This window comes from Klebsiella sp. 10, from assembly GCF_018223925.1.
Taxonomy (GTDB): Bacteria; Pseudomonadota; Gammaproteobacteria; order Enterobacterales; family Enterobacteriaceae; genus Klebsiella; species Klebsiella pneumoniae.
In genome coordinates this window covers 97,070-117,779 of the sequence record NZ_JAGRRB010000017.1, presented here as the reverse complement: position 1 = coordinate 117,779, position 20,710 = coordinate 97,070, and the positions used below count along the sequence as shown (strand labels likewise).

Genomic DNA, 20,710 nt, shown 5'->3' with positions numbered 1-20,710 from the left:
CATGAAGCGCACTGTAAGAATGCACAATCAGAAGGTGTAGGTGATCCCGGTGGAGATCAGACCGCTCCAGGATTTATCCACCATCGGACTGTCGGTAATTTCATCCGACAGACGCGTGTAGCGCGCCACGCCGTAAACGCTCCAGTCACCGAGGAAGCGATAGTTAGCCGACAGTTCCAGATACGGGTTCCAGCTACTGTCCGGGTCATAGCTGCGCATGCCGCTGCGGCGCGACTCGTGCCGGGAGACACCATAGTAGTATTCGTTCTGATTGTCGCTGTTCCACTCCACGCCAATACCCGGCGTCAGCGTCAGGTTACCGTTGGTGTAACGGTACAGCCAGGCGAGATCCCAGTTAATACCGTTGCTGTTATCCAGCGTATCGCCGGCAATCGTCGTGCGCAGGAAGCCATAGGGCGTGTTGTGGACATAAGAAAGACCGGCCATCACGGTCGATTTACGTTTATCCAGTCGACGCATCTGCTCGCTGTCGCTGTCGCCCGGCTTGAAGTACATTGGCGACCAGTAGGCCGTAATCGACAGTTTATCGTTGGTGTCATTCCACAGGTAGTAACCCCCGCCCAGACCGTGGAACCAGAAGTTTTCGCTCTCATAACTAATGACCGGCACCGGATAGACATCCGCATCATATTGCTTATACGGATGCTCAACGACCCCTACGCCAGCCCCAAGAGTGAACTTCCCGTCGGCATGCGCCGCGCTGGCGGACGTCGCTATCAGCACGCCGAGTGCCAGAAGTTTGATTTTAGTCACAATCCATATTCCCGTTGTCAAATAATCAGCCCGTGCAGTGTACCGTCGTAGGTCTCATGCCTCAAATTCTTTACCCGATATGACACAAATCGTTCACTTTGCCACCCTTCTCTTACCATCCGGTGACAGCCCGATGACAACTTTGCGTCCCAACGAATCAAAAAGCGTCATGTTCAGGATGAGTTATTGATATGTCATTGAAATTGATTTTCTGCGCCATGCAAGATTTCTAAATGCATCTACGCTTAAATTTAGAAGGTGTAATTGCCGGGCACATTCACGCTACCCCACCCGCAACCTGGCATAAGGGTTGCTGGATACCAGGAGAGCGATGTTCAGCTTATGTCTTCCGGGGGCCCCCACTATTCATATGAACGGCTCTCAACCTGTGCTAAAAAACGAAAGGACGGCATGCCATGAATATATTCGATCACTATCGCCAGCGCTACGAAGCTGCCAAGGACGAAGAGTTCACACTGCAGGAGTTTCTTACCATCTGCCGGCAAGATCGCAGTGCCTATGCCAATGCGGCAGAACGTCTGTTGATGGCCATTGGTGAACCCGTCATGGTTGATACGGCTCTCGAGCCGCGGCTATCCCGTCTCTTTTCAAACCGGGTTATCGCACGCTATCCGGCATTTGAAGAGTTTTACGGTATGGAAGACGCCATTGAGCAGATCGTTTCCTACCTCAAGCATGCCGCCCAGGGGCTGGAAGAGAAGAAACAGATCCTCTATCTGCTGGGGCCGGTGGGCGGTGGTAAATCGTCGCTGGCTGAACGGCTGAAAGCGCTGATGCAGCGCGTGCCCATCTATGTGCTGAGCGCCAACGGCGAACGCAGTCCGGTCAACGATCACCCGCTGTGCCTGTTCAATCCGCAGGAAGATGCGCAGATCCTCCAGAAAGAGTATGGCATCCCGACCCGCTATCTCGGCACCATTATGTCGCCGTGGGCGGCCAAGCGCCTGCACGAGTTTGGCGGCGATATCACTAAATTCCGCGTGGTTAAAGTCTGGCCATCGATTCTCGAGCAGGTTGCCATCGCCAAAACCGAACCGGGTGATGAAAACAACCAGGATATTTCAGCGCTGGTCGGTAAGGTGGATATCCGTAAGCTGGAACACTATGCGCAGAACGACCCGGACGCCTACGGCTACTCCGGTGCGCTGTGCCGCGCCAACCAGGGGATTATGGAGTTCGTCGAGATGTTTAAAGCGCCGATTAAGGTGCTGCATCCGCTGCTGACCGCCACCCAGGAAGGTAACTATAACGGCACCGAAGGGATCTCCGCCCTGCCGTTTAACGGGATCATCCTTGCTCACTCCAACGAATCGGAATGGGTGACCTTCCGTAATAACAAGAACAATGAGGCCTTCCTCGACCGCGTCTATATCGTCAAGGTGCCTTATTGCCTGCGTATCTCCGAAGAGATCCGCATTTATGAAAAACTGCTCAACAACAGTGAGCTGACCCATGCGCCCTGCGCCCCGGGCACCCTGGAAACCCTGGCGCGCTTTTCGATTCTGTCGCGCCTTAAAGAGCCGGAAAACTCGAGCATCTACTCGAAGATGCGGGTCTATGACGGCGAAAGTCTGAAAGATACCGACCCGAAAGCGAAGTCCTATCAGGAGTATCGCGATTACGCCGGGGTTGATGAAGGGATGAACGGGCTCTCCACCCGCTTTGCCTTTAAGATCCTGTCTCGGGTATTTAACTTCGACCACGTCGAGGTGGCCGCTAACCCGGTGCATCTGTTCTATGTGCTGGAGCAGCAGATTGAGCGCGAACAGTTCCCACAGGAGCAGGCCGAGCGCTATCTGGAATTCCTCAAAGGCTATCTGATCCCGAAATACGCCGAGTTTATCGGCAAAGAGATCCAGACCGCTTATCTGGAATCCTACTCCGAGTATGGGCAGAACATTTTCGATCGCTATGTCACCTACGCTGACTTCTGGATCCAGGATCAGGAATACCGCGATCCGGACACCGGGCAGCTGTTTGACCGTGAATCGTTGAATGCCGAGCTGGAGAAAATTGAGAAGCCAGCCGGGATTAGCAACCCGAAAGACTTCCGTAACGAAATCGTCAACTTTGTGCTGCGCGCCAGAGCCAACAACAGCGGACGTAATCCGAACTGGACCAGCTATGAGAAACTGCGCACGGTTATTGAGAAGAAAATGTTCTCCAATACCGAAGAGCTGTTGCCGGTCATTTCGTTTAATGCCAAAACCTCAACCGATGAGCAGAAAAAACATGACGACTTTGTCGACCGCATGATGGAGAAAGGCTACACCCGCAAACAGGTTCGCCTGCTGTGCGAGTGGTACCTGCGGGTTCGTAAATCGTCCTGATGCGTCCAACCCGGCGGCACGCCGCCGGGTCAACTGCAGCTGAATGATGATAAGTAAAGTTGGCTAATGCAGTACAGGAGGGCATATGACCTGGTTCATAGACCGACGCCTGAACGGGAAAAACAAAAGCGCCGTCAACCGCCAGCGCTTTTTGCGCCGTTATAAGGCGCAGATTAAACAGTCGATCTCCGAGGCCATCAACAAGCGCTCGGTGACCGATATTGAGAGCGGAGAATCCGTCTCGATCCCGACGGACGATATCAACGAGCCGATGTTTCATCAGGGTCGCGGCGGCCTGCGCAACCGCGTCCACCCGGGCAACGACCATTTTGTGCAAAACGACCGCATTGAGCGCCCGCAGGGCGGTGGCGGCGGCGGCGGTAGCGGTCAGGGGCAAGCCAGCGCCGATGGTGAAGGAAAGGATGAGTTTGTCTTCCAGATCTCGAAAGATGAATACCTGGATCTGTTATTTGAAGATCTGGCCCTGCCGAACCTGAAGAAAAACCAGCACCGGCAGCTGAACGAGTTTAAAACCCATCGCGCGGGTTTTACCTCCAATGGGGTGCCAGCCAACATCAGCGTGGTACGTTCACTGCAGAACTCGCTGGCCCGCCGTACGGCGATGACCGCCGGCAAGCGTCGTGAACTGCGCGCCCTGGAGGAGGATCTGGAAGCCATCAGCCGCAGCGAACCGGTGCAGCTGCTGGAGGAGGAGCGCCTGCGCAAAGAGATTGCCGAACTGCGGGCTAAAATAGAGCGGGTGCCGTTTATCGACACCTTTGATTTACGCTACAAAAATTACGAAAAACGGCCGGAGCCTTCCAGCCAGGCGGTGATGTTCTGTCTGATGGACGTCTCAGGCTCGATGGACCAGGCCACCAAAGACATGGCCAAGCGCTTTTATATCCTGCTGTATCTGTTCCTCAGCCGGACTTATAAAAACGTCGACGTGGTCTATATCCGCCACCATACCCAGGCAAAAGAGGTGGATGAGCACGAATTTTTCTATTCTCAGGAAACCGGCGGCACCATTGTCTCCAGCGCCCTGAAGCTGATGGATGAAGTAGTGCAGGCCCGCTATGATCCGGCGCAGTGGAACATCTACGCCGCCCAGGCGTCGGATGGCGACAACTGGGCCGATGACTCCCCGCTGTGCCACGAACTGCTGGCGAAGAAAATTCTGCCGGTGGTGCGTTATTACAGCTATATCGAAATTACCCGCCGGGCGCATCAGACCCTGTGGCGCGAGTATGAACACCTGCAGGCGACCTTTGATAATTTCGCCATGCAGCATATTCGCGACCAGGAGGATATCTACCCGGTATTCCGCGAACTGTTTCACAAGCAGTCATCTAAAAGTGAAGCTTAATTAAATACTCAGCCAGTGAGTCGAGTGACTTGCTGGCTGTTTTCCTCAGACACAAGGCCCGGTGGCACATCCATACATCATGTAAAACGGAAACAACGGGGCCAGGGCAACGGCGCCAAGCGAGCTAATCGTTTTGGTCTTATCATTGATTGATACCACAACGGGGTGCGCTAACTGGTAGGCGGCGGCCAGATCTGACGCGTCCGATGCAGTCCAAAATCCTGTCGCTTTAAACAACACCCCGAGGCGATCGTTATCAATTTGCACCGCATGATACTGATTCACCAGCTCGCTATGCTGCCCGGCATCCAGTTTGCGCTGATCCATCACCACCAGATATTCCGCCGTCACCTCATGTTGTACCACGACAAAGTTAACCCGCACGCCGGAAGCCTGTTGGTGAAAGCGTTCATAAAAGGTCTTATAACGCTGATATTCCTGAGGCACACCGTCACGGACAAAGCGGTAACTGTATTTCGCTGAGCTGGCGACAATACCGGACTCTGTGGGTTTCATCGCCACAATGGTATCCCGAGGCGGCAAGTTTGGCGTGCTGGTACATCCTGCGAGTATCGCCACCACCACCAGCGATAAGACATATTTCATCATTTTCAGCCGTTCCTGTTCGCGATTTTCTCTATGACATCTGGCGTTTTTTTAACACTCCAGGTACAAATCCCTAACCCTGTGTATCATAACTGCCTAATCTGCTTCAAACATTCGCGCGATCGTCAGCGTTGAACTGTTTCTACTCTCAGGAGCCTGCTATGACCCCTTTTTATCAATTGACGGCTACCCGCCTGCGCGGCCAGCCCCTCTCCATGGCTGACTATGCTGGCAAGGTGGTTCTGGTGGTGAATACGGCCAGCCATTGTGGCTTCACACCGCAATACGCTGGCCTGGAAGCGCTCTACAAAAAGTACGCGGCTCAGGGGCTGGTAATGCTTGGTTTCCCGTGCAACCAGTTTGGTAAGCAGGAACCCGGCGGTGCGGATGAAATCGAGCAGACTTGTCACGTTAACTACGGCGTGAGCTTCCCGATGTTTGAGAAAGTGGACGTCAACGGCCCCGCCGCACACCCGCTGTTTCGTTATCTGAAACAAGCGTTGCCCGGCGTGCTCGGCGGACGGATCAAGTGGAATTTCACCAAGTTCCTCATCGGTCGCGACGGCACACCCCTCACGCGTTTTGCGCCGTTCACGACGCCGGAGAAAATGGAAGCCTCCATTGTCGCGGCCCTCACGCGCTGAGTGTTCCCATCATGCCACGTTCACCCAGCGGCGGCTGGCTGCCCATACAAGGTAGACGTCGCTCTCACGCGGCCAGCAACCGCCTGCTGCTGGCCAATCTTCCACCTGCCCGGTCATCAGCCTACAGCGGCGACACGACCTCGACTTCATGCTGAAACACATAGGGGTCGGAGAGGAGTTCGAATGCGTCGTCGTCCGGATAGGTGACCGCGACGTGATAGTCTTCGCCAGCGAAGGCTTTGACCGCCGCGAGATCCTGCCAGTAGGTGGCAAGAAAGAAATGCGCCCATTCGCCCTGGTTTTCCTGGCGCACCAGCGCCCCCCGGTTGCCGGCGATGCTCTGAGCGTGTTCCACGCCGGTCCGCTCGAGGTGGCGGGCAAACCCCTCAGCATGTTGCAATGGCACACAGCCGTGCCAGGTCCTGACAATCATTTGCGTTCTCCTGTGGTGATAAACGTCTCACCCTAACATCGACAGGCATTTCTGGGGGAGCGCAACAATGCCGCGCTGGCCACAACACAAAATTATTTTGCCGGACGGGGATATCCTCTCACTCTGCAGTATTTCCGACTGCGGGGCAGCATTGGGCCGAATATTGCGCGGCGAGTATCACTGTTAGCTGGCGCGGAAAAAATCGTGGCTCGTCAGCCTCGGGCAGTCTTATCGATACACGCCCAAGCCGCGCCCCTTCAGGGCATCGCCAGCCGATCTTGATGGTCCGCAAAGAGAGCGATGAGATGGTCGGCGAGAACCCGCACGCGTCTGGATCCGGCCAGGTCAGAATGCATCACCAGCCAGAGGGTCTGATCCGCGCCGATCTCCGGCTGCAGGCACTGCAGGCCGCTGGCCCGCGCCATAAAGTGCGGCAGGACGCCCAATCCGAGTCCCGCGGATACTGCGGAAACCTGGGCCACGAGCGTATTGGCTTCGACTTTACACGGCCGGCCGCGCAGGGTGCGCGTGATCCATTGGGCGGCCGGCAGGTGCTGGTGAGTTTCCGGCCACCCCACAAAGTCCGCCTCGCTCAGCGACAGGCCGTCCGCCCCGGCCAGACAGTCGGCGGCGCCATAGACGCCAAACCCCACCGTCCCCAGCCGCTTTAACGTCAGATGCCCGGCCTCAGGCTTGACCATGCGGATCGCCAGATCGGCATCCCGACGGTGCAGGTTCACCGGCTGCACGCCGCTCAGCACCTCCACCCGCAGCTCGGGATAATGGTCCAGGAGCCCTTTCAGGGAGGGCAGAATAAAATGCGTGGCCAGGTTATCCGAGGTGGCCAGACGGACAACCCCGGCGACATGCCCCTGCAGTTGCGCCGCTTCGCCGAACGCCAGGCCAGCGTATTCCAGCGCCTCCGCCCGCGCGAGCAGGGCTTCGCCATCGTCGGTCAGGCGGTAGCCGCTCTGATGGCGGCTGAAGAGCGGAACGTTCAACGCCTGCTCCAGCCGATCCAGCCGGCGGGAGACCGTGGCAATCCCCATGTTCATCTTGTCGGCGGCGCCGCTCAGCGTTCCCGCCCGGGCGATGGCGAGGAATATGCGCGCATCATCCCAGTGAAATTCTGCGGTCATCTATTTTCCATTTATGGAAAACGGCTCTCCGTTTTCCGCTCTTTTTTATCAGTTTCGCAGGGATGATACTGCACGCCATTCGCGGAGACAACCAGGCCATCCGATCGCCTGCTCTCTCCTCACCTGAACGTCCGTGCACCGCGCGGAACGCTCCTTTCCTAAGGATACGCCTGATATGAAAGAGATTGCTTTACCCCTCCACCCGGCGCCGGCGCGCGTCTGGATTGCCGTCGTTGCGCTCGGGATCTGCGCCTTTTCGATCGTCACCAGCGAACTGGCGCCGGTGGGCATGCTCAACGCCCTGGCGGCGGATTTTCACCAGACGGAATCCGGCGTGGGCCTCGCCGTCACCGCCTATGGCTGGGTAGGCGCCCTGGCGGCTCTGCTTTCCGGCGCAATGCCGGCGCGTATTTCCCGCAAGGCGCTGCTGGTCGGGCTGATGCTGATCCTCGCGTTTTCCTGCCTCGCCGCAACCCGGTCTTATTCGATGTTCGCCCTGATGAGCGCCCGCATGATTGGCGCCCTGGCGCATGGCGCCTTCTGGGCCTTAATTGGCATTGTCGCCGCGCAGCTGGTGCCGCCGCACCGGCTGGGGCTGGCCACGGCGATCATTTTTGGCGGCGTGTCAGCGGCAAGCGTAGTGGGGGTGCCGCTGGCGAGCTTTATCGCCACCCTGGCGGGCTGGCGACTCGCGTTTATGTCGATGGCCTTGCTGTCACTAGCCGCCGCTGCTGTGCTGTGCTCGACGCTGCCCCCGCTGGCCGCCCCAGCCCCCGTCAGGCTGCGTGTTTATCGCGATATCTTCCGCAATCCGCTGCTCGGTGGCCTGTATGGCGCCACGGCCTGCATCATTACCGCTCACTTTGCCGCCTTCACCTACATTGAACCGCTGCTGATAAATCTGCAGGGAGTCCCGGCGACCGCCCTCTCCGGCCTGCTGCTGCTGTCAGGGGTTTCCGGGCTGCTGGGTAACGTTATCGCGGGTAAGCTTATCGATCATCATCTGAAGGGGCTGATTTTCGCTGCGCTGCTGCTGAGCGGGGGCGCGCTGGCGCTCCTTGGCGCCGCCCGTCTTGCGCCACTGCCGTTCTGTTTTAGCGGGCTACTGTTAGCCCTGTGGGGCGCCGGCATCGCGATTGTGTTCGTCGGCTTACAGACCTGGCTGCTACGCAGCGCGGGCGCGGTCGCCCAGCCGGCGTCAGCCATTTATGTGGCCATTTTTAATGCCGCCATCGGCACCGGGGCGTTTGTCGGCGGCCAGCTGATCGCCTCAGCTGGCCTGTCGGGAATGGTGTGGCTGGCGGCGGGGATCATGGTGGGCAGTACGCTGCTGATCGCCCTGCTGAAAGCGCCTCTGCCCGGTCAGATCGGTGCGGCGACGGCAGGCGCTTAGATTTGCGCCAGCCCGCCGTCGACATAGATCTCCGCGGCGTTAATAAAGCTCGACTCATCCGACGCTAAAAATACCACCGTCCGGCCAATCTCCTCCGGCTCGCCCAGCCGCCCGAGCGGTACGCCGGCCGCCAGAGCATCGAACAAGCCCTGGCGGTCCGCCTCCGCCACCAGCCCTCCCAGACCCGGGGTACGTACCGGCCCCGGGCTGACCACATTGATGCGGATCCCGCGGTCGCTAACCTCCAGCGCCCAGGAGCGCGCCAGGCTGCGTACCGCGGCCTTACTGGCGCTATAGATGCTGAAGTTAGCCGTCCCTTTTACCGCCGCCGTAGAGCCGGTCAAAATCACCGAGGCGCCATCGGCGAGCAGCGGCAGCGCTTTTTGCACGGTGAACACCACCCCGCGCACGTTGGTGGCGAAAATCCGGTCGACGTGCGCTTCGGTGATGGCGCTCAGCGGCAGCATGTCTCCGCCGCCGGCATTGGCGAACAGCACATCCAGCCGGCCGGACTCTTCGGCAATGGTCGCAAATACCGCGTCAAGGTCGCTTAACACGGCGGCGTCGGCGCGGATCCCGCGGGCGGCGGGCCCGATGAATCTTACCGCCGCATCCAGCTCCTCCTGACGGCGGCCGGTGATGTACACCTTCGCGCCCTGCTCCGCCAGTGCTTTCGCCGACGCCAGGCCAATCCCGGCGCTGCCGCCGGTGACTAACGCCACTTTATCCGCAAGTTTTTTGCTCATGGTGCATTTCCTTGGTTAGAGTATAAACAGGCCAGGCTCGCGAACGCGCCCCGCCGGGTATGGAAAGCACTGTAATCGTCCCGGCGAGGCGGAAAAATGGCCTAATCTGAAAAACACTCTTCCCCTCGGTGGATAATGACCTCCAGTAACCAAGATAAAGCGAATAATGGACCGGTTTTCAGCTCTCAAAGCCTTCACTCGCGTTGTCGAAGCCGGCAGCTTTACCCGCGCCGCGGACTCGCTGAATATGCCCAACGCCACCCTCAGCAAAACCATTCAGCAACTGGAAGCGCATCTTGGGGTTTCCCTCCTGCAGCGCACCACGCGGCGTATTACCGTGACGCCGGAAGGACGGGAGTACTATGAAAAAGCCCGCTGTCTGCTGGAAGACCTGGAAGAGATCGACGCGTCTTTCAATACCGCCCGCAATAAGCCGAAGGGCCATCTACGGATCGCCATCGGCGGGTCGACCGCGTGCGATGTGCTGATCCCGCTGCTGGCGGACTTTATGACCTCCTGGCCGGATATCCGTATCGATTTGCAGGTGGCCGATAAGCCCGCGGACCTCATCAGCGGCAATATTGACTGCGCCATCCGCGGCGGTCCGATGGAAGACTCGACGCTGATCGCCCGTAAAATCGGCGAGGCGACGCTGGTCACCTGCGCCACCCCGGGCTATCTTCAGCGCTACGGCACCCCCGCCTCGCCGGATGAACTACATCATGGCCACCGGCTCATCAGCTATCTGTCGCCGGCCAGCGGCAGAGCGTTTCCGTTTCGCTTTACGCGTCACGGCGTCAGCACCGAGCTGAAGACAGAGCCCCATCTCGGCATCAATGAGAGCAACGCGCATATTGCCGCCGGCGAGGCGGGCTTAGGCATTGTGCAGACCTTTACCTATTCGCTGAAACCGGCGCTGGCGAGCGGCGAACTGGTGGAGATCCTCAGCGCCTGGCGCCCGGCCCCCTATCCTTTTCACGTTGTCTATGCCCGGCACCGGCACGTCCCGCCCCGGCTCCGCGTCTTTATTGACTGGCTGGCGGCGGTTTTTCCGGCCGCGGTGCAGGGATAGCGCGCGTTATCTGACGCGGAGCAGGTCCCCGTATCGCGTGGTGTAGCGCGGCGAGAGCATCTCCCGCTTCATCTGCCACTGCTGCTGGATCCCCTGGCCGGCAAAATAGAGCGCCCCCCTGCCGTTTTTCGCATTCAGCTGGTCGAGAACCTGCATCAGTCTGGCGCTGTTGTGCCGCGGAGCAAGCTCGTCGAACAGATTCAGCTGGGCGACGCCCTGGCTGTAGAAATCGCCGAGCATCACGCCGGCCTTCTGATAGCGATGCCCCGCTTTCCAGATGGCATCCAGACAGCTCGTCGCCGCGGCGATAATATCCCGGGAGTCCTGGGTCGGCGTCAGCAGCTTTAGCGAGGCGCTGTTGCCGTAATAGGGTTCATTCAGCGCGAAGGGGCTGGTTTTGACAAAGGCGGAGACGAACCGGCAGTACTGATGCTCACCGCGCAGCTTTTCTGCTGCCCGCGCGGCATAGCTGCAGATCGCCTGGCGCATATCCTCATAGGCCGTAATCCGATCCCCGAACGAGCGGCTGCAGATAATTTCCTGCTTAGCGGGGGCAAATTCCTCCAGCGCCAGGCAAGGCTCGCCGCGCAGCTCCCGTACCGTTCGTTCGAGCACCACCGTGAAGTGCTTGCGGATAAAGCGGATATCGCTCTCCGCCAGCTGGAGTACCGTGCCGATCCCCATCGCTTCAAGCTTTTTGCCGATCCGCCGCCCGATGCCCCAGACCTCGCTCACCGGCAGCAGCGCCATCAGCTTTCGCTGCCGCTGCGGGCAGGACAAGTCCACTACCCCGCCCGTCTGCCGCGGCCACTGCTTCGCCGCGTGGTTGGCCAGCTTCGCCAGGGTTTTGGTCTGGGCGATGCCAACGCCCAGCGTCAGATGGGTACGCTGCAGCACCGTGGCGCGGATTTCGCGGCCAAAATCGGTCAGATCTCTGCAATGACGCACACCGCTGACATCGCAAAAGGCCTCATCGATACTGTAAATTTCGCAGCGCGGGGTGAGCTCTTCCAGGGTGGCCATGACCCGGCTGGACATGTCGGCATACAGCTCATAATTACTGCTAAACGCCACGACGCCGTGGCGAAGAAACGCAGCCTTCTGCTTAAAGTAGGGTTCGCCCATTTTCACAAACGGCTTCGCCTCCGCCGAGCGGGCGATCACGCAGCCGTCGTTATTCGACAGCACCACCACCGGCCGCCCCTTCAGGTCTGGCCGGAAGGCGGTCTGACAGCTGGCATAGAAGGCGTTCACATCACAATGCGCGAACATGATCAGCCCGCCGCCTTGATGATGTAGGTTACGACGCCGAAAATATCGAGCGTCTCCTCGCGGCCGACCACGATGGGTGAATAGGTCGGGTTCATCGGGTTAAGCTGCACCCGCGGCAGAAGCTGCAGCTTCTTTACCGTAAACTCGCCGCCGACGGCGGCAATCACGATATCGCCATGCTCCGCTTTACGCGCGCTGTCCACCACCAGCAAATCGCCTTCGTCAATGCCGGCATCGATCATGCTGTCGCCAGCGGCTTTGACAAAATAGGTCGCGCTGGGATGCTGCACCAGCAGCTCGTTGAGGTCGATTCGCTTTTCAACATAGTCCTGAGCCGGGCTGGGAAAGCCGCACTGCACCAGGTCGGCAAAAAAGGGAAAGGAGACAATCTGACGTAGCTCAACCGGCGTGTAAACGTTCATTTTTCAACCCACCACACAATACTGAATATATATACAGTAGTTTTGCCAATTTTACCGGTCAATATCGGCTCCAGCTATCAATCGCCAGCACTGAAATAACTCCTTGATGTCAATAGGGGTCTTCTTCAGCGCCAGCGAACCGTTTGCTGCTTTTGCGCGCAGCCCGCCCGCCGCGCGAGGTGGTAGATGCGCAGCGCCGCGGCATTCGCTTGACACTGTACATTAATACAGTAAAACTATCGCCCGCGATCAGCATACAGAGGACAGAAGATGTTTGTGGAACTGATTTATGACAAGCGCAATTTTGCCGGGCTGCCGGGCGCCAGAGAGGCCATTCTTAACGAGCTGACCAAACGCATGCAGCGCATTTTCCCGGAGGCGGAAGTGCGGGTGAAGCCGATGATGACGCTGCCGGCGATCAACACCGACGCCAGCAAGCATGAAAAAGAGCTGATCAGCCGCACGGTGCAGGAGATGTTTGAAGAGGCGGATATGTGGCTCACTGAAGAGTGATCCCGCCCGTCAGTCGCGGCGACCACCTCTTTAAGAGCTTTCCCGGATGTGGCAGAGCCGCGGGCAACAGTACAATAGCGGCGGTTGCAGACTGGCAATGCAACCTTCGCTCACCTGCTGGCTCTTGCATACGGCCAGCAGGTGAGCCCTACCTGTCTCCCCTCATCGCCTCACAGCGTCTCCGGTAGCGCCGCTATAATTCTATCCACTAGCCCGCGATGCTGATGGACCTTCCCGCATTTAACAATGATCTGCCTGGCGTTGTCATAGCCCGGGGCCCACAGCCGGTTATTAAGCAGAACGTCCTTATAGACCGCGATCAGCGGTTTGTTCCACGCCGCCGCCATGTGCACCACCGAGGTGTCCGGGGAGATAATCAGCTCCGCCTGGGCGATCAGCGCCATCGCATGGTGTAACGTGTTAAATGGGTTAATCACCACCTCCGGCGGCAGCGGGATGCGGATCTCGCGCCGGTGATCGAGCAGAATAACCGCGCTCCCCGGGTGGCGGGCCAGCAGTTTGTCGAGCAGTTCCGCCAGCTGCGTCTGCGAGAGACTGCGGTCGGCATGGCCGGCAAAAATATTAATCACCACCGCTTTTCCGCTTAGCGACGCCAGATACTGCGCCACCTCCTGCATAATCGGCCCGGGCACCGCCAGGTCGTAAGCGTCCAGCCCGCGGGTGTCCAGTTGGAGATAATCGGCGATCAGCTCGAACGTTTTCGTCACGTGCCAGCGCTGGCAGTCAAAATCAAAAGAGTGGGAGTAGTGCTTAATCGATGGCCATTTATTAAACCCGAGCACTGATTTGGCTTTTATTTGTCGGAAAAGCCGCAGGCGATGCACGGGAATATCGAACAGCGAAGGGTCAATAATAATATCGTACTTATTATTAGCCAGTTCATTAATAACGTCGCGAGGAACGTTATGATTAAATTTACGCAAAAAATCGGCGGACGTGACCGGGTCAGCTTCATAGATATGGCGGATCCGCGGGTTATAACGCATCACCTGGCTGTTAGAGGTCGTCAGCAAAAAATCAACGATATAGCCTGACTGATGCAGGCATTTCACCAGCGCGGAATCCACCACTACATCGCCGACCGCCCCCTCATTGCGCATCAACAGGACGGTTTTCGCAGACGACAAATCTACCGGCTGACGGCGTCGGCGATCCCAGAGCGCTTTCGCCACCCCCACCCGCAGGGCATTACGTACTTTCTTAGTAAAGTAATTTCGCCGTCTGTTGAGCTCCCTTATTTTATTAAATTTCTTGCGTGGGGAACCCTGCATGGTTGCATCGTGCATCATCCTAACCTCATTACGGCAATTATTAATATTCTGTGTCGTCCGATAGAGACTGAGCGAAATAAAAAAAGTTCGATTGAAAATGAAAATCATTCTTTTTTTTATTTACAAAACTCATCTGCGCCTGCGAGATTGCACCACAGCACTGTGAAGTAATAATGAGCGAATGGTGAATTTCCCGGCCCACCGTTGGCAGGCCGGCGCAACAGCGCTAAGCTGGCTGCTTTATGATGTCAGGAGGACGCTATGCTTGAAGCAGTAGAAGGTAATATCCACCAGCGGCTGTGCGCGCTGCTCGATGAGCACCGGGCCCGCTACCGGGTGATGGCGCACGAGGCGGTCGGTCAGTGCGAAGCCGTCTCGGCAATCCGCGGCACCGCGCTTGGCCAGGGCGCGAAAGCGTTAGTCTGTAAAGTGAAAGGAAACGGCGTCAACCAGCATGTGCTGGCGATCCTCGCCGCCGATCGGCAGGCCGACCTCGCCAGCCTGGCCCGGCATATCGGCGGCAGCAAAGCCTCGCTGGCCAGCCCGGCGGAGGTGGAGGCCCTCACCGCCTGCGTGTTCGGCGCCATTCCCCCCTTCAGTTTCCATCCGGCGCTGCGGCTGGTGGCGGACCCGCTGCTGTTTGAACGCTTTCCACAAATCGCCTTTAACGCCGGGCGCCTGGACCGGTCGATCATTCTCGACACCGAAGACTATTTACATATCGCCCGACCAGAGATCGCGACCTTTCGCCGTCTTAGCTAACCGGGCATCCGCCCAGATTTCCGCCGCATGGCGTAAAAATCCTGTTTATTCACGCCACGATGCGTAGAGTAAGCGGGATATTTTTGGCATTCTTATTTTGGCAAGGACCTCTGTACATGTTTGATACCACCCTGTTGATCCTGCTGGGTCTGGCGGCGCTCGGCTTTATCAGTCATAACACCACCGTGGCGATCTCCATCCTCGTGCTGATTATCGTGCGCGTCACGCCGCTGAACGCCTTCTTTCCCTGGGTTGAGAAACAGGGACTGACCGTCGGGATCATTATTCTGACCATCGGCGTGATGGCGCCTATCGCCAGCGGCACGCTGCCGCCCTCGACGCTGATCCACTCCTTTATGAACTGGAAATCGCTGCTGGCGATTGCGGTCGGGGTGTTTGTTTCGTGGCTCGGCGGGCGCGGCGTCTCCCTGATGGGCTCCCAGCCGCATCTGGTGGCCGGACTGCTGGTCGGTACAGTACTCGGCGTCGCCCTGTTTCGCGGCGTCCCGGTCGGGCCGCTGATTGCCGCCGGGATCATCTCATTGTTTATTGGGAAGTCGTAGCCAGGCTACCGTGATAGCGGCCCGGTGTCTGCCCGAGCCCTTTTTTAAACATGGTGATGAAGGCGGTGGTGGAATCGTAGCCCAGCGCCTGAGCCGTCTGCTGCACCGTCTGCCCGCGGATCAGCAGCTGCAGCGCGAGGATCAGCTGCAGCTGATGGCGCCAGCGGCGAAAGCTCAGCCCCGTTTCGCGCACTACCAGGCGGGCCAGATTCCGCTCGCTCATCGCAAACACCGCCGCCCACTGGCTCAGGGTCTGCCAGCGCGCCGGATCCTCGGCCATCATCGTCACCATTTGACGAATTTTCGGGTGGTTTGATACCGGCAGCTGCAGGTGCTCCTGCGGCTGGCGGGGTAGCTCATCAAACAGAACCTGCACCAGCCGGGCCGTGGCGGGGGCGGCCAGCGACTCTCCGCCGCGCTCCGCCAGAGTAAGGATCAGCTCTCGCACCAGCGGGGAAATCTTTAACGTACAGCAGCGATCCGGCATCGGCGCGGCGCCCGGCTCGATGAACAGGAAGCATACCTGGGCGCCGGGGGTAGCGCGGTTACTGTGGGACAGCTGCCCCGGAACCCACACCGCATACTGCGGCGGCACCATCCACATTGCGTTCTCCACCTCGCAGGTCAAGGCGCCGTGCAGGGCAAGGATCAGCTGCCCCTTACGGTGGGAATGCGCCGGAATATACTGCTCCGCCTCCACCACCCGGATACGAAAGGCAATGGCCGATTCGTGGCCACTGTCCGGTTCATAGCCATCCAGCCCCAGTCCAATCATCATATTGTCCGATATTAGCGATAATCTGTCATTTTAGCTTGATTTAAACGAGGGACAAAGCCGCTATCGTAACCCCCCTCGTTAGTTACCTTGAGAATGATATGTCTTCTGTGATCTCCTCTACCGGCCGCCGCCCCGCGCTGCTGATTGCCGGTATCCTGCTCATCGCCACCACCCTGCGCGTGGTCTTTACCGGCGCGGCGCCGCTGCTGGACGCGATTCGTAGCGACTATGGCCTGACCACCGCGCAGACCGGGCTGCTCACTACCCTGCCGCTGCTGGCCTTTGGCCTTGTCTCGCCGCTGGCGGCAGGGGTTGCCCGCCGGTTCGGCATGGAACGCAGCCTGCTGCTGGCGATGCTGCTGATCTGCGCCGGCATTGCCCTGCGCTCCCTGCCCTCCGCTGCGCTGCTGTTTATCGGCACGGCGGTAATCGGCTGCGGCATTGCGCTGGGTAACGTGCTGCTGCCCGGGCTGATTAAACGGGATTTCTCGCAACATGTCGCGCGGATGACCGGCGCCTATTCCCTGACGATGGGCGGCGCGGCGGCGCTTGGTTCGGCGCTGGTGGTCCCCGTGGCGATGGCCGGATTCGGCTGGCGCGGGGCGCTGCTGCTGCTGATGGTCTTCCCGCTACTGGCGCTCCTCAGCTGGCTGCCGCAGTCCCGGCGCCGGGCGGAGACGCCATTGACCGGCTCAGGCGCTATGCATAACCGGGGGATCTGGCGGTCGGCGCTGGCCTGGCAGGTGACGCTGTTCCTCGGCATCAACTCGCTGGTCTATTACGTGATTATCGGCTGGCTGCCGTCGATTCTGCAGAGTATGGGCTATAGCGAAGCGCAGGCCGGCTCGCTGCATGGCCTGCTGCAGCTGGCGACCGCCGCGCCCGGCCTGGCGATACCGCTGATCCTGCATCGGCTGCGCGACCAGCGCGGGATCGCGGTGCTGGTCGCCCTGATGTGCGCCATCAGCGCCGCCGGGCTGTGGCTGTTGCCTGAGCTGGCGATCGGCTGGACGCTGCTGTTCGGCTTTGGCTCCGGAGCCACCATGATCCTCGGCCTGACGTTTATCGGCCTGCGCGCCAGCTCGGCGCATCAGGCCGCGGCGCTGTCAGGGATGGCGCAGAGCGTCGGCTATCTGCTGGCCGCCTGCGGGCCGCCGCTGATGGGCAGGATCCATGATGCCAATGGCGACTGGCATATTCCGCTGCTGGCGGTGGCGCTGATTTCGCTGGTGATGGCGGTCTGCGGCGCGCTCGCCGGACGTGACCGGGAAATTCACCCCTGAAGATGACCGGCAGCGCCCGCTGCCGGTGGAATTATTGTGCCGCGGCGCGGAGAAACGCCTGCACCAGCGGCGCGGGACGCCCGTCCAGCGCGTGACGCTCATGCTGGAACAAGGTGGCGACAAAAAACGGGTGCGTCACCAGCTCGACGGCGCGGATCTCACCCTCTTCATCCCAGCCGGTGACGCGCAGATCGCCCTGCTCCAGCTCCGCCGCAAACGCGCTGCTCACGCCGTACCGGCAGTGGTAGCCCTCTTCAATGCTCTCCCGGCCATAGGCGCGGGCAATCAGCGTATTCGCCCGCAGCTCGACGACGGCAGAGGTCTCCACCAGCGAGCAGCTGAGGGGAGCGATCACCATCCGCCCTTCGCTGTCGGTTTCCGCATGTCCGGCGTCCTGCCAGCCGAGCACGTTGCGGGCGTATTCAATCACCGCGTGCTGAAAGCCGCCGCAGGTGCCGAGGAAAGGAATGCTGTTTACCCGGGCATAGCGGATCGCGGTAAACGCGCCTTCCGGGTGACGATACGGGCTGCCGGGAACGACCCAGATGGCATCGTACTCCGCCAGCGCCTCGCCGGAGGCGATCGATGGGGTGGCGAGCCAGTCATATTTCACCGGCTGCTCCAGCACGGCGGCGGCATCGTCTATCGCCAGGGGAATGGCCTGATGGGCAACAATATCGGGGTGATAATCGCCGACAAGGGCGAGGCGTAAAGGAGTTTTCATAGCAGGTTCCTTATGTCTGGACGAGACGGACAGCACAAGGCACGTCAGAATAGCGATCCCTCCTGTGGAACACAATCCTTATTTTCACCCCACCGCCGTGGCCGACGGGTGAGGTATACTGGAAAAAGCGCGTAAGGGAGAGAGAATGAAAAATAAGCTTTTGGTCAGCGCCTGCCTGATGGGATTCCAGGTGCGGTATAACGGTAGCGAGAAGGCACAGCTGGCGGCGACGCTGTCCCGCTGGCAGCAGGCGGGGAGGCTGGTGATCCACTGCCCGGAGCTGGCGGCCGGTCTGCCTACGCCCCGACTGCCGGCGGAGATCCTCGGCGGCACGGGCGGCGATGTGCTTGCCGGACGGGCGCGGATCGTGGAAAGCGACGGCCGCGACGTCACCGGACATTATCAGCTGGCCGCCTGGCTGGCCCTCAGCGCCGCCCGGGAAGCGGGCTGTCAGGCAGCGTTACTCACCGACGGCAGCCCTACCTGCGGCAGCCAGTTTGTCTATGACGGTTCCTTTCGCGGACGGCGCAAAGCGGGCGCCGGCGTGGCCGCCGACCTACTCCGCGCCCACGGCATCACGGTATTTTCCGACGGGCAAATCCCGCAGTTGCTCGCCTGGATGGCACAGAAGGAGCAGGATGATGATTCAGTGTAAACGGGTGTATGACCCGCAGGAAAGCAGCGACGGCTATCGGGTGCTGGTCGACCGTCTCTGGCCGCGGGGGATTAAAAAAGAGGCGCTGGCCTGTGATGAGTGGTGTAAGGAGTTAACGCCTTCCGCTGAGCTGCGCAAAGCCTTTCACGGCGAGGCGATCGATTTCGCCCACTTCAGCCAGCGCTATCGTCAGGAGCTCGACGCCCATCGCGAAACGGGCCTGCGGCTGGCGGCGCTGGCGCAACGCCAGCCGCTGACGCTGCTGTACGCTGCGAAGAACACCGAGCAGAATCATGCCCGGGTGTTGGCCGCCTGGCTGGCGGCCCTGCCGGTTACGATTTAGCCGGATGATCCCGGCGCCACAGCGCCCACTCGTCGAGGGTTTCGCCGCTGGGTAGTTTGCACTGGGTGCTGACGCCCTGCGGCGTTTGCACCGGCACCCGGGTGCCGCCGGATTGCTGACAGTATACCGCCGCGGGGTTGGGCATGCCGATGGTTTTCGTCGGCGCAGTGGGCTGCGGCTGGGCACAGCCGGCTAATACCAGTGGCAGAATAGCCAGTAACTTTTTCATTGTTCCTCCCTTTCCTGAATGCCCGGGGATTTTAGCCTGAATCTCCACGTTTTCTCCATCTTGCCTGCACTTTTCCCCCGTAGAGTAGCCCTGTTCTCGAACTGACCAGAGAACAGATCATTCCATAATCAATGAGTTTTTCCCCGTCGCCCCCGACGGGGCTTTTTTTCCCACCGCGTGGACAAGTATTCCCCAGACAGATGTGATAAATTTAAAAATATCACTGTTTATTTGACGCTGATGTCCGTTTGCAGCCCAATATGCTGGGGTGACGTTTGGCGTGCTGGAGCTGTATTATTCATGTCAGATTTTATTCTTGCCCGGGTGTCGCAAACCCTCGCTGCGGAACAGTCCCTGGAAACCCTGGTGCGCCAGCTGCTGGAGATGCTGGAGGCGGTAACGCGAATGGAGTCCACCTACCTCACCCGCATTGATACCAACGCCCAGCGGCAGCAGATCATGTTCGCCCACAACAGCAGCGAAATGCAGATCCCGGAAGGATTTTCCGTCCCCTGGGATGAATCCCTGTGCAAACGCGCCCTTGAGGATCAGTGTACGTTTAGCAATGACGTTGCCAACCGCTGGCACTCCTGCATCGCCGCCCAGGAGCTGGGAATCGCTACTTTTTTAAGCATTCCCGTCCGCCTGGCCGACGGCTCTCTGTTCGGCACCCTCTGCGCCACCAGCCGGCAACAACAGCCTTATAACCTCGAAGGCGAACAGGTCATGGGCCTGTTCGCGAAGCTCATTTCCCACTACGTGGAAAAAGACACCCTGGTGCAACAGCTGCAGGCGGCAAACGTCGCGCTGGAGCTGCACTCGTCTACCGATGAGCTCACCCAGCTTCCCAATCGCCGCGCGCTGTTTAAGCAGCTGGCGTTACGCTTTGCCTCCGCCCGCGCCCAGCAGCAGCAGGTCTCGCTTATTTTTATCGATCTCGATGGTTTCAAAGCCATTAACGATCGGTTCGGCCATCCGTGCGGCGACAGCTTTCTGGTGCAGGTCGGCAAACGACTCACCGCTGTCGCGCGCCGGGAAGATATCGTTGGCCGCCTTGGCGGCGATGAGTTTTTGATCGTCGGTAGCGCCCAGCAGCCTGCCGCACAGCAGGCGTATGTCACGTCCCTGCGTCAGGCTCTGTGCGGCGTCTACTTCCTCGGCGAACAGCGTATCGACTATGAGGGCGCCAGCTTCGGGGTGGTCACCTGCGATCCGCAGAGTATCGATGTTGAAGCGGCCTTACGCGCTGCCGATGAGGCGATGTACCAGGATAAGAAGTCCCGCCGCCAGGAGAATTTCATTCATATTGACTAAAGTACCGCGATATCCAGTATCATGCAGGGCATC

The 20,710-nt window shown here is 59.3% G+C and carries 24 protein-coding genes and 1 pseudogene; 14 read left to right on the top strand and 11 right to left on the bottom strand.

Going from position 1 to position 20,710, the window contains the following annotated elements; all coding sequences use genetic code 11:
• Window positions 1–27 precede the first annotated feature (27 nt).
• Window positions 28–774: a MipA/OmpV family protein gene (locus KHQ26_RS19905; protein WP_002901236.1), complete on the bottom strand. Its 747-nt coding sequence runs from the start codon at window positions 772–774 to the stop codon at window positions 28–30.
• 416 nt (window positions 775–1,190) lie between these two features.
• Between KHQ26_RS19905 and yeaG the strand changes: the two genes are divergently transcribed.
• Complete coding sequence (gene yeaG, locus KHQ26_RS19900; protein WP_002901234.1) at window positions 1,191–3,125, top strand: protein kinase YeaG; 1,935 nt, start codon at window positions 1,191–1,193, stop codon at window positions 3,123–3,125.
• A gap of 85 nt (window positions 3,126–3,210) precedes the next feature.
• On the top strand, window positions 3,211–4,494 hold the full coding sequence (locus tag KHQ26_RS19895) for a YeaH/YhbH family protein (protein ID WP_004152363.1): 1,284 nt from the start codon (window positions 3,211–3,213) through the stop codon (window positions 4,492–4,494).
• Window positions 4,495–4,539: 45 nt separating this feature from the next.
• On the opposite strand, the gene KHQ26_RS19890 is transcribed toward KHQ26_RS19895, so the two are convergent.
• Window positions 4,540–5,103, bottom strand: a complete 564-nt coding sequence (locus KHQ26_RS19890) for a hypothetical protein (RefSeq protein ID WP_004190861.1) — start codon at window positions 5,101–5,103, stop codon at window positions 4,540–4,542.
• A 158-nt stretch (window positions 5,104–5,261) separates the two neighbouring features.
• Here KHQ26_RS19890 and KHQ26_RS19885 point away from each other — a divergent pair, with 158 nt between their 5' ends.
• A complete protein-coding gene (locus KHQ26_RS19885) occupies window positions 5,262–5,744 on the top strand; it encodes a glutathione peroxidase (protein ID WP_020804428.1) in 483 nt (160 codons plus the stop codon).
• A 121-nt stretch (window positions 5,745–5,865) separates the two neighbouring features.
• Here the strand turns inward: KHQ26_RS19885 and KHQ26_RS19880 are convergent, their stop codons facing one another.
• Complete coding sequence (locus tag KHQ26_RS19880; RefSeq protein WP_016946410.1) at window positions 5,866–6,177, bottom strand: hypothetical protein; 312 nt, start codon at window positions 6,175–6,177, stop codon at window positions 5,866–5,868.
• Between the two features lie 67 nt (window positions 6,178–6,244).
• Between KHQ26_RS19880 and KHQ26_RS19875 the strand changes: the two genes are divergently transcribed.
• Window positions 6,245–6,364 (top strand): hypothetical protein, encoded by a 120-nt coding sequence (locus KHQ26_RS19875; RefSeq protein WP_020804436.1) that lies wholly within the window; start codon window positions 6,245–6,247, stop codon window positions 6,362–6,364.
• 70 nt (window positions 6,365–6,434) lie between these two features.
• On the opposite strand, the gene KHQ26_RS19870 is transcribed toward KHQ26_RS19875, so the two are convergent.
• Complete coding sequence (locus KHQ26_RS19870; RefSeq protein ID WP_009309126.1) at window positions 6,435–7,316, bottom strand: LysR family transcriptional regulator; 882 nt, start codon at window positions 7,314–7,316, stop codon at window positions 6,435–6,437.
• A 175-nt stretch (window positions 7,317–7,491) separates the two neighbouring features.
• Between KHQ26_RS19870 and KHQ26_RS19865 the strand changes: the two genes are divergently transcribed.
• The gene (locus KHQ26_RS19865) at window positions 7,492–8,709 is read left to right on the top strand and encodes an MFS transporter (RefSeq protein WP_020804432.1); all 1,218 of its coding nucleotides are present in this window, start codon (window positions 7,492–7,494) and stop codon (window positions 8,707–8,709) included.
• On the opposite strand, the gene KHQ26_RS19860 is transcribed toward KHQ26_RS19865, so the two are convergent.
• The gene (locus KHQ26_RS19860) at window positions 8,706–9,455 is read right to left on the bottom strand and encodes an SDR family oxidoreductase (RefSeq protein WP_002901225.1); all 750 of its coding nucleotides are present in this window, start codon (window positions 9,453–9,455) and stop codon (window positions 8,706–8,708) included. The genes KHQ26_RS19865 and KHQ26_RS19860 overlap by 4 nt on opposite strands.
• Before the next feature lie 166 nt (window positions 9,456–9,621).
• Between KHQ26_RS19860 and KHQ26_RS19855 the strand changes: the two genes are divergently transcribed.
• Window positions 9,622–10,527 (top strand): LysR family transcriptional regulator, encoded by a 906-nt coding sequence (locus tag KHQ26_RS19855; RefSeq protein WP_004140447.1) that lies wholly within the window; start codon window positions 9,622–9,624, stop codon window positions 10,525–10,527.
• A 6-nt stretch (window positions 10,528–10,533) separates the two neighbouring features.
• Here the strand turns inward: KHQ26_RS19855 and KHQ26_RS19850 are convergent, their stop codons facing one another.
• Window positions 10,534–11,799, bottom strand: a complete 1,266-nt coding sequence (locus KHQ26_RS19850) for a Y-family DNA polymerase (protein WP_004152360.1) — start codon at window positions 11,797–11,799, stop codon at window positions 10,534–10,536.
• Between the two features lie 2 nt (window positions 11,800–11,801).
• Window positions 11,802–12,221, bottom strand: coding sequence for a translesion error-prone DNA polymerase V autoproteolytic subunit (locus KHQ26_RS19845; RefSeq protein ID WP_029497360.1), 420 nt, complete (start codon window positions 12,219–12,221; stop codon window positions 11,802–11,804).
• 270 nt (window positions 12,222–12,491) lie between these two features.
• On the opposite strand from KHQ26_RS19845, the gene KHQ26_RS19840 reads away from it, so the two are divergent.
• Window positions 12,492–12,734 (top strand): DinI family protein, encoded by a 243-nt coding sequence (locus tag KHQ26_RS19840; protein ID WP_002901096.1) that lies wholly within the window; start codon window positions 12,492–12,494, stop codon window positions 12,732–12,734.
• 170 nt (window positions 12,735–12,904) lie between these two features.
• Here the strand turns inward: KHQ26_RS19840 and KHQ26_RS19835 are convergent, their stop codons facing one another.
• Window positions 12,905–14,041, bottom strand: coding sequence for a glycosyltransferase family 9 protein (locus KHQ26_RS19835; protein ID WP_014907796.1), 1,137 nt, complete (start codon window positions 14,039–14,041; stop codon window positions 12,905–12,907).
• Here KHQ26_RS19835 and KHQ26_RS26110 point away from each other — a divergent pair.
• The 3 genes and pseudogenes from KHQ26_RS26110 to KHQ26_RS19825 all read left to right on the top strand — a co-directional run bounded on the left by KHQ26_RS26110 (window position 14,036) and on the right by KHQ26_RS19825 (window position 15,351).
• Window positions 14,036–14,192: pseudogene (locus KHQ26_RS26110) on the top strand (hypothetical protein). The gene KHQ26_RS19835 and the pseudogene KHQ26_RS26110 sit on opposite strands and share 6 nt — an antisense overlap.
• A gap of 95 nt (window positions 14,193–14,287) precedes the next feature.
• Window positions 14,288–14,788, top strand: a complete 501-nt coding sequence (locus KHQ26_RS19830; protein ID WP_002901088.1) for a YbaK/prolyl-tRNA synthetase associated domain-containing protein — start codon at window positions 14,288–14,290, stop codon at window positions 14,786–14,788.
• Between the two features lie 116 nt (window positions 14,789–14,904).
• Window positions 14,905–15,351, top strand: a complete 447-nt coding sequence (locus KHQ26_RS19825; protein ID WP_002901080.1) for a DUF441 domain-containing protein — start codon at window positions 14,905–14,907, stop codon at window positions 15,349–15,351.
• On the opposite strand, the gene KHQ26_RS19820 is transcribed toward KHQ26_RS19825, so the two are convergent.
• Window positions 15,335–16,129, bottom strand: coding sequence for an AraC family transcriptional regulator (locus tag KHQ26_RS19820; RefSeq protein ID WP_004140469.1), 795 nt, complete (start codon window positions 16,127–16,129; stop codon window positions 15,335–15,337). The genes KHQ26_RS19825 and KHQ26_RS19820 overlap by 17 nt on opposite strands.
• A 107-nt stretch (window positions 16,130–16,236) precedes the next feature.
• Here KHQ26_RS19820 and KHQ26_RS19815 point away from each other — a divergent pair, with 107 nt between their 5' ends.
• On the top strand, window positions 16,237–17,412 hold the full coding sequence (locus tag KHQ26_RS19815) for a CynX/NimT family MFS transporter (protein WP_020324105.1): 1,176 nt from the start codon (window positions 16,237–16,239) through the stop codon (window positions 17,410–17,412).
• 31 nt (window positions 17,413–17,443) lie between these two features.
• On the opposite strand, the gene KHQ26_RS19810 is transcribed toward KHQ26_RS19815, so the two are convergent.
• Entirely contained in the window at window positions 17,444–18,136 is a 693-nt protein-coding gene (locus KHQ26_RS19810) for a CTP synthase (RefSeq protein WP_020804434.1), read from the bottom strand.
• A 145-nt stretch (window positions 18,137–18,281) separates the two neighbouring features.
• Between KHQ26_RS19810 and KHQ26_RS19805 the strand changes: the two genes are divergently transcribed.
• Together KHQ26_RS19805 and KHQ26_RS19800 are read left to right on the top strand one after the other, a co-directional pair.
• Entirely contained in the window at window positions 18,282–18,791 is a 510-nt protein-coding gene (locus KHQ26_RS19805) for a DUF523 domain-containing protein (RefSeq protein WP_004176547.1), read from the top strand.
• A gap of 4 nt (window positions 18,792–18,795) precedes the next feature.
• Window positions 18,796–19,134, top strand: coding sequence for a DUF488 domain-containing protein (locus KHQ26_RS19800; protein WP_014343000.1), 339 nt, complete (start codon window positions 18,796–18,798; stop codon window positions 19,132–19,134).
• Here the strand turns inward: KHQ26_RS19800 and KHQ26_RS19795 are convergent.
• A complete protein-coding gene (locus tag KHQ26_RS19795; protein WP_004176548.1) occupies window positions 19,124–19,363 on the bottom strand; it encodes a DUF333 domain-containing protein in 240 nt (79 codons plus the stop codon). The two genes, KHQ26_RS19800 and KHQ26_RS19795, sit on opposite strands and share 11 nt — an antisense overlap.
• 300 nt (window positions 19,364–19,663) lie before the next feature.
• Here KHQ26_RS19795 and KHQ26_RS19790 point away from each other — a divergent pair, with 300 nt between their 5' ends.
• Window positions 19,664–20,677 (top strand): sensor domain-containing diguanylate cyclase, encoded by a 1,014-nt coding sequence (locus KHQ26_RS19790; RefSeq protein ID WP_004176549.1) that lies wholly within the window; start codon window positions 19,664–19,666, stop codon window positions 20,675–20,677.
• The last annotated feature ends 33 nt before the right edge of the window (window positions 20,678–20,710 follow it).

Excerpts from the sequence above, each read along its gene's own strand:
- yeaG (WP_002901234.1), top strand. The coding sequence starts at position 1,191 with ATGAATATATTCGATCACTATCGCCAGCGCTACGAAGCTGCCAAGGAC.
- KHQ26_RS19885 (WP_020804428.1), top strand. The coding sequence starts at position 5,262 with ATGACCCCTTTTTATCAATTGACGGCTACCCGCCTGCGCGGCCAGCCC.
- KHQ26_RS19880 (WP_016946410.1), bottom strand. The coding sequence starts at position 6,177 with ATGATTGTCAGGACCTGGCACGGCTGTGTGCCATTGCAACATGCTGAG.
- KHQ26_RS19790 (WP_004176549.1), top strand. The coding sequence starts at position 19,664 with ATGTCAGATTTTATTCTTGCCCGGGTGTCGCAAACCCTCGCTGCGGAA.
- KHQ26_RS19795 (WP_004176548.1), bottom strand. The coding sequence starts at position 19,363 with ATGAAAAAGTTACTGGCTATTCTGCCACTGGTATTAGCCGGCTGTGCC.
- KHQ26_RS19840 (WP_002901096.1), top strand. The coding sequence starts at position 12,492 with ATGTTTGTGGAACTGATTTATGACAAGCGCAATTTTGCCGGGCTGCCG.
- KHQ26_RS19860 (WP_002901225.1), bottom strand. The coding sequence starts at position 9,455 with ATGAGCAAAAAACTTGCGGATAAAGTGGCGTTAGTCACCGGCGGCAGC.
- KHQ26_RS19805 (WP_004176547.1), top strand. The coding sequence starts at position 18,282 with ATGAAAAATAAGCTTTTGGTCAGCGCCTGCCTGATGGGATTCCAGGTG.
- KHQ26_RS19850 (WP_004152360.1), bottom strand. The coding sequence starts at position 11,799 with ATGTTCGCGCATTGTGATGTGAACGCCTTCTATGCCAGCTGTCAGACC.
- KHQ26_RS19870 (WP_009309126.1), bottom strand. The coding sequence starts at position 7,316 with ATGACCGCAGAATTTCACTGGGATGATGCGCGCATATTCCTCGCCATC.
- KHQ26_RS19820 (WP_004140469.1), bottom strand. The coding sequence starts at position 16,129 with ATGATGATTGGACTGGGGCTGGATGGCTATGAACCGGACAGTGGCCAC.
- KHQ26_RS19810 (WP_020804434.1), bottom strand. The coding sequence starts at position 18,136 with ATGAAAACTCCTTTACGCCTCGCCCTTGTCGGCGATTATCACCCCGAT.
- KHQ26_RS19845 (WP_029497360.1), bottom strand. The coding sequence starts at position 12,221 with ATGAACGTTTACACGCCGGTTGAGCTACGTCAGATTGTCTCCTTTCCC.
- KHQ26_RS19865 (WP_020804432.1), top strand. The coding sequence starts at position 7,492 with ATGAAAGAGATTGCTTTACCCCTCCACCCGGCGCCGGCGCGCGTCTGG.
- KHQ26_RS19890 (WP_004190861.1), bottom strand. The coding sequence starts at position 5,103 with ATGATGAAATATGTCTTATCGCTGGTGGTGGTGGCGATACTCGCAGGA.
- KHQ26_RS19830 (WP_002901088.1), top strand. The coding sequence starts at position 14,288 with ATGCTTGAAGCAGTAGAAGGTAATATCCACCAGCGGCTGTGCGCGCTG.
- KHQ26_RS19825 (WP_002901080.1), top strand. The coding sequence starts at position 14,905 with ATGTTTGATACCACCCTGTTGATCCTGCTGGGTCTGGCGGCGCTCGGC.
- KHQ26_RS19835 (WP_014907796.1), bottom strand. The coding sequence starts at position 14,041 with ATGCACGATGCAACCATGCAGGGTTCCCCACGCAAGAAATTTAATAAA.
- KHQ26_RS19895 (WP_004152363.1), top strand. The coding sequence starts at position 3,211 with ATGACCTGGTTCATAGACCGACGCCTGAACGGGAAAAACAAAAGCGCC.
- KHQ26_RS19855 (WP_004140447.1), top strand. The coding sequence starts at position 9,622 with ATGGACCGGTTTTCAGCTCTCAAAGCCTTCACTCGCGTTGTCGAAGCC.
- KHQ26_RS19875 (WP_020804436.1), top strand. The coding sequence starts at position 6,245 with ATGCCGCGCTGGCCACAACACAAAATTATTTTGCCGGACGGGGATATC.